Genomic DNA, 4,651 nt, shown 5'->3' on the forward strand with positions numbered 1-4,651 from the left:
TGGTCGGGTAGGCGAAGAGGTCCTCGTCGTCCGCCCGGGCCTGGGCCAGGCGGATGGTGGGCGGGTCCATGGTGATGCCGTCGCCCTCCTCCGTCGCGCCGAACAGGCCGTACACGGCGGCGTTGCGCGCCAGGTACCAGCCGGTGACGCCCAGCAGGAGCGCCACGCCCGCGGCGACCCCGCCCAGCACCTTCACGCGCTGCTGGTTGCGGGCCTGCTCCACGAGCATCGTCTGGGCGACGCGGCCCTGCGCCTCGTAGCGCGCGATGTGCACCTGGAAGGCGGCGGTGTCCCGGAGCGTCCGGAACTCCCGCTCACCGGCCGGCGCCACCGGGCTGTCCGGGGTCAGCTCCCCCGTGTAGAGCTTCTCCACCACCTGGGACGCGGTGACGGGCCCCAGCACCAGGTCTCCCTGTCGGAAAAGCCACTGCCCATCACTGTCCACCGCGAGTTCTTGTCCGGCCAGCATTCGCGCGGGAGTATCGTGTTTCTCCCGCCGACATCGCAACGCCGTGGCCAGGCCCTCGCTCAAACGAATTCCCGCCGTACTGTGGACTTGGTATCGCGGTGGAAACTTCCGCGGCTTCCAGCGCCAGGTGGAGGGCCCCACGGTCCAGGACGCGCTCGAGGACGCCCTGGAGCAGGCAGGCTCACCGGCGACGGTGATGCCGTCCGGGCGCACCGACCGGGGCGTACACGCCCGGATGCAGGTCATCAGCCTGCGCCTGAATGAGGACGTGCCCCTGGACTCGCTGCCCGCGCGGCTGGCGCCGCACCTGTCCCCGGACGTGGGGCTGTGCATCGCGAAGCGGCCGCCGGGCGCGTTCCACGCCCAGTGGAGCGCGAGCGGCAAGGAGTACCGCTACCACCTGACGCTGGGCACACCGCCACTGGAAGCGTGGCGGCCGTATGCGCTGGACGTGGCGGCGGAGGAGACGCTCCAGCCCGGGCGCCGGGTGACGCCGGAGAGGCTGGAGGCGCTGCTCGAGCGCGCCGTGGGCACGCGGGACTTCACCGCGTTCCACGAGCGCTCCAGTCCCCAGAAGCCGCGCACCCTCGCGTCCGCCACCCTGCGGGAGCTGGGCGGAGGGCTCTTCGAGGCGCGGCTGACGGGAGACGGCTTCGCGCGCTACCAGGTGCGGTACCTGGTGGGCAGCGCGCTGAAGGTGGCCGCGGGGCTCCTGTCCGAGGAGCAGTGGCACGCGGCGCTGGATGCGGGGACGGCCCTGGCCGGCTTCAAGGCCCCGGCGCATGGGCTGGTGCTGTGGGAGGTCCGCTATCCTTCCGCGGTGGACCCCTTCGGGCCCGGCGAGCGCCTCCACCCGCCCGGTCTGCCCGACGCGCCACCCTTCACGGGAGCGCCGCCGGGCTGACGTCGCGCTTTTTCAGTCCACGAAGCGCGCTTCGTACTTCGCCAGCAGATCCGAGATGGCCTCCCGGAGGTACTCGCTCTGACGGATGCGCGTGGTGCGCGACAGCTCCTTCAGGGCGTCCAGCTTCTCGCGGTTGAGACGAAACACGACCGAGGTGAGGCGGGGATTCATGTCCAAGTGCGTGGCCTCCGACAGATGCACACACCCTCTCACAATGTCGGACAACCTCAAGAAAACAACCTACGAGGCCGAACCCACCGGGATGATCCACTGCAACCCGGTGAAGAGCTCGGTGTCCGCGCGCAGTCCGGAGCCGAACCCGAACGTGAAGCCGAGCCCGCCGTACAGCGCGAAATGATCCGAGAGGGTGTGTCTGGCGCCGAACCCTATGCGAGGCCCCAGCCACGGCCCAGAAATCGGACGCACGGAAACGCCGAGCTCCAAGAAGGTCCGCCACGACTCGGATCCGAAGACGCTGCGGTAGCCGGTGATCAGCGCCAGCTCGTCCCCCGGGCGGCCGGTGCTGCCGCGCGCGAGGAGGAACACCTCGTCCCCCTCGTAGCCGACGGTGAGGCCCACCCCCAGGTCCAGGTGCCCGGCGAGCCCGGACACGGCGGAGGTGCCGCTGATCCGTTCGGTGTACGTGGCGCCGGGCCCCACCGTGAGGATCAGCGAGCGCTGCCGCGCGTAGGGCCCGTCGTCCACGAACTCCGCGGCGGCGGCGGGGCCGGCGGCCAGGCTCGAGAGGATCAGAACGGAGGGGAGGCCCTTCACCCCACCACCGGGAGCTTGAAGCCCTCGGGGTGTCCCTGCCCTGCCCCGGCCGCGGGGGTGATGCCGGCGGCCTCGTTGAGGCGGCCGGAGCGGAAGGGCTCCAGGTCCAGGGCCACGAACTTGAAGCCCAGGGACTTGAAGGCGCCGTTGATCCGCTCGCGGATGCCGGCCTCGAAGAAGCGCGGGTACTCCTCGCTGGTCAGCTCGATGCGGGCCACGTCCTGGTGGTAGCGCACGCGGAACTGCTTGAAGTCCAGGGCGCGCAGCTCCGACTCCGCGGCGGCGATCTGCAGGAGCCGGTCGCGCGTCACGGACGTGCCGTAGGGGATGCGCGACGCCAGGCACGCCATCTGCGGCTTGTCCCAGGTGGGCAGCCCCAGCTTGCGGCTCCACGCGCGGATCTCATCCTTGGTGAGCCCCGCCTGCGCCAGGGGGGATGACACCTGGTGCTCCTTCGCGGCCTTGTGGCCGGGGCGGTGATCCTTGAAGTCGTCCGCGTTGAAGCCGTCCAGCACCACGGAGAGGCCCAGCTCCGCGCGCTTCGCCTCGCAGAGGTCGTACAGCTCCGTCTTGCAGAAGTAGCAGCGGTTGGTGGGGTTGGCGGCGTAGCTGGGGTTCGCCAGCTCGTTGCTGGAGACGACGACGTGCCGGGCGCCCAGGCGGGCCGCCAGCTCGCGCGCCTCGCGCTCCTCCTCCGGGGCAACGGAGGCGGACAGCGCGGTGAGCGCCAGGGCGCGCTCGCCCAGCACCTCCACCGCGACCTGGAGGACGAAGGTGGAGTCCACGCCTCCGGAGAACGCCACCAGCGCGCTGCCGTGGGCGCGCAGGGCTTCGCGCATCGCCTCCAGCTTGGGGCGGGACGCTTCACAGAGGGCTTCAATCCGCTCGGGGCTCAGCATGGGGGACTCCTAAAACGGAAGGGCCCCGGATTGCACGCGCATCGCGCGGGCAACCTGGAGCCCTTCGACAGTCAGGACGACGGCGGGGCCCTAGCGGCCCTTGCCCTTCGCGGCCTTCTTCTTCGCGGCGGGGGCCGGCTTGCCCACGCGGGCGGCGCGGGTGGCCGGACGCGCCTTGGCGCCCTTGGAGCCCTTGTCCGCCTTGGGCGTCTTCGCGGCCTTCGCGGCGGCGACCCGGGCCGGCGGGTCCTCCTCGTCGCGGCGGGCCTTCTTCGCCGGCAGCGGGTTGGCCTTCATCTTCTTGCCGGTGATGGTCTTCAGCTCGTCCGTCGTCATCAGGCCCAGGTCCAGCAGGGCCTGGAAGATCTTCGTGCCGCCGTCCTCCACCGACTCCGTGTCGGAGTAGATGGTCACCTCGGGGGAGGTGGGCGGCTCGTAGGGCTCCGTGATGCCGATGAAGTTCGGGATCTCGCCGTTGAGCGCCTTCTTGTACTTGCCGGTGGTGTCGCGCTCGATGAGCTTCTCCGTGGGGCAGTCGACGTAGACCTCCACGTACTTGCCCACCGAGCGGCGCACCTCCTCACGGCTCGACTTGTAGGGGCTCACGCAGGGGACGAGCACGGCCGTACCGTTGCGCGCGAGCAGGCCGGCGACGAAGCCCAGGCGGCGCACGACCATGTTGCGCTCGTCCTTGGTGTCGCCGATGCCGGCCCACAGGTCGTTCTGGAGTTCGCCCTCATCGAGGACCTCCACGTTGCGTCCGACCTGCCGGAGGCGCGCCGCGATGTACGCGGCCGTCGTGCTCTTCCCGGTCCCGGACATGCCGGTCAGCCAGAGGGTGAATCCAGTGTTGGGGGCCATAAGGGTTCAAACTCCCTGCGTCCGGAGCGCTTCTTGCACGCAGCGTGGGACGCGGCAGATCCAATAGACCGCCGCTTTATAGACGATAACCCGGTCACTTGACAATTCGGACCCACCTTTCCGCAGGTGGGGTCGGTCGCCGGGCAAGTTCCCGCCCTTACACGGGTTTTTCAAACCTGAAATCCGCCAATGGAAGCGGAACAGTCTGAAAATCCCCCGTGCTCCAAACCGACTGGGAGGCGGAGGCTGCCCGGCCTCCGCGTATGGCGACTACAATATATGACACCTGGGGCAGGAGCGCGATTCCCGACGGAGCAGCCTGGCGCCGGTCTTCACTGGAGAACACCGCGGGCGCGTCCACGTGCGAGTGGAAGACACAGGCCACCTCCTCCTGGCGTGCGTCCGCGTCCAGGCAGACCTGGAGCCATGGCTCTGGTGCGAAGGCGTAGGCGACGCGCGGCGTGGGGGAGGCGTTGGGCAGGGGGACGACCCGCCAGGCTCCACCCTCGCCTTCCCCGCTCCGGAGGATCACGCCGCAGCCTTCCTGGGGCCAGGCGGCCTCCAGGTGGCGGATCATCCGGGTGAGCACTTCGGGTGGGATGTGGTGGATCAGGGCTTCGCTTCCGCCGCCGCGCAGCGCGAGCACCGGCGCGGCTCCAGGTCCGTCATCGCGCCCGGCGCGCTCAGCCACCTGCCGCCCAGCGACGGGCCATCCCCAGCCGCAGCCGCTGGAACACCAGGGCA

Annotated in this window: 6 protein-coding genes and 1 pseudogene; 1 reads left to right on the top strand and 6 read right to left on the bottom strand. The window is 70.3% G+C overall.

Features of this window, described 5'->3' with window-relative positions:
* Positions 1-469: pseudogene (locus tag ACLEQD_RS37415) on the bottom strand (hypothetical protein); the annotation flags it as partial.
* A gap of 43 nt (positions 470-512) precedes the next feature.
* Here ACLEQD_RS37415 and ACLEQD_RS37420 point away from each other — a divergent pair.
* Positions 513-1,373, top strand: coding sequence for a tRNA pseudouridine synthase A (locus ACLEQD_RS37420; RefSeq protein ID WP_410390656.1), 861 nt, complete (start codon positions 513-515; stop codon positions 1,371-1,373).
* 12 nt (positions 1,374-1,385) lie between these two features.
* On the opposite strand, the gene ACLEQD_RS37425 is transcribed toward ACLEQD_RS37420, so the two are convergent.
* The 5 genes from ACLEQD_RS37425 to ACLEQD_RS37445 all read right to left on the bottom strand — a co-directional run bounded on the left by ACLEQD_RS37425 (position 1,386) and on the right by ACLEQD_RS37445 (position 4,598).
* Positions 1,386-1,550 carry a ribbon-helix-helix domain-containing protein gene (locus ACLEQD_RS37425; protein WP_014396701.1) on the bottom strand — a complete coding sequence of 55 codons (165 nt, stop codon included), beginning with the start codon at positions 1,548-1,550 and terminating at the stop codon, positions 1,386-1,388.
* Positions 1,551-1,613: 63 nt separating this feature from the next.
* Positions 1,614-2,147, bottom strand: coding sequence for a hypothetical protein (locus ACLEQD_RS37430; RefSeq protein ID WP_410390657.1), 534 nt, complete (start codon positions 2,145-2,147; stop codon positions 1,614-1,616).
* On the bottom strand, positions 2,144-3,046 hold the full coding sequence (gene larE, locus ACLEQD_RS37435) for an ATP-dependent sacrificial sulfur transferase LarE (RefSeq protein ID WP_410390658.1): 903 nt from the start codon (positions 3,044-3,046) through the stop codon (positions 2,144-2,146). Before larE ends, ACLEQD_RS37430 begins: the two co-directional genes overlap by 4 nt.
* 90 nt (positions 3,047-3,136) lie before the next feature.
* Positions 3,137-3,907 carry an adenylyl-sulfate kinase gene (gene cysC, locus ACLEQD_RS37440; RefSeq protein ID WP_410390659.1) on the bottom strand — a complete coding sequence of 257 codons (771 nt, stop codon included), beginning with the start codon at positions 3,905-3,907 and terminating at the stop codon, positions 3,137-3,139.
* 157 nt (positions 3,908-4,064) lie between these two features.
* A complete protein-coding gene (locus tag ACLEQD_RS37445) occupies positions 4,065-4,598 on the bottom strand; it encodes a Mov34/MPN/PAD-1 family protein (protein ID WP_410390660.1) in 534 nt (177 codons plus the stop codon).
* Positions 4,599-4,651 lie beyond the last annotated feature (53 nt).

The organism is Corallococcus sp. 4LFB, assembly GCF_046520365.1.
Taxonomy (GTDB): domain Bacteria; phylum Myxococcota; class Myxococcia; order Myxococcales; family Myxococcaceae; genus Corallococcus; species Corallococcus caeni.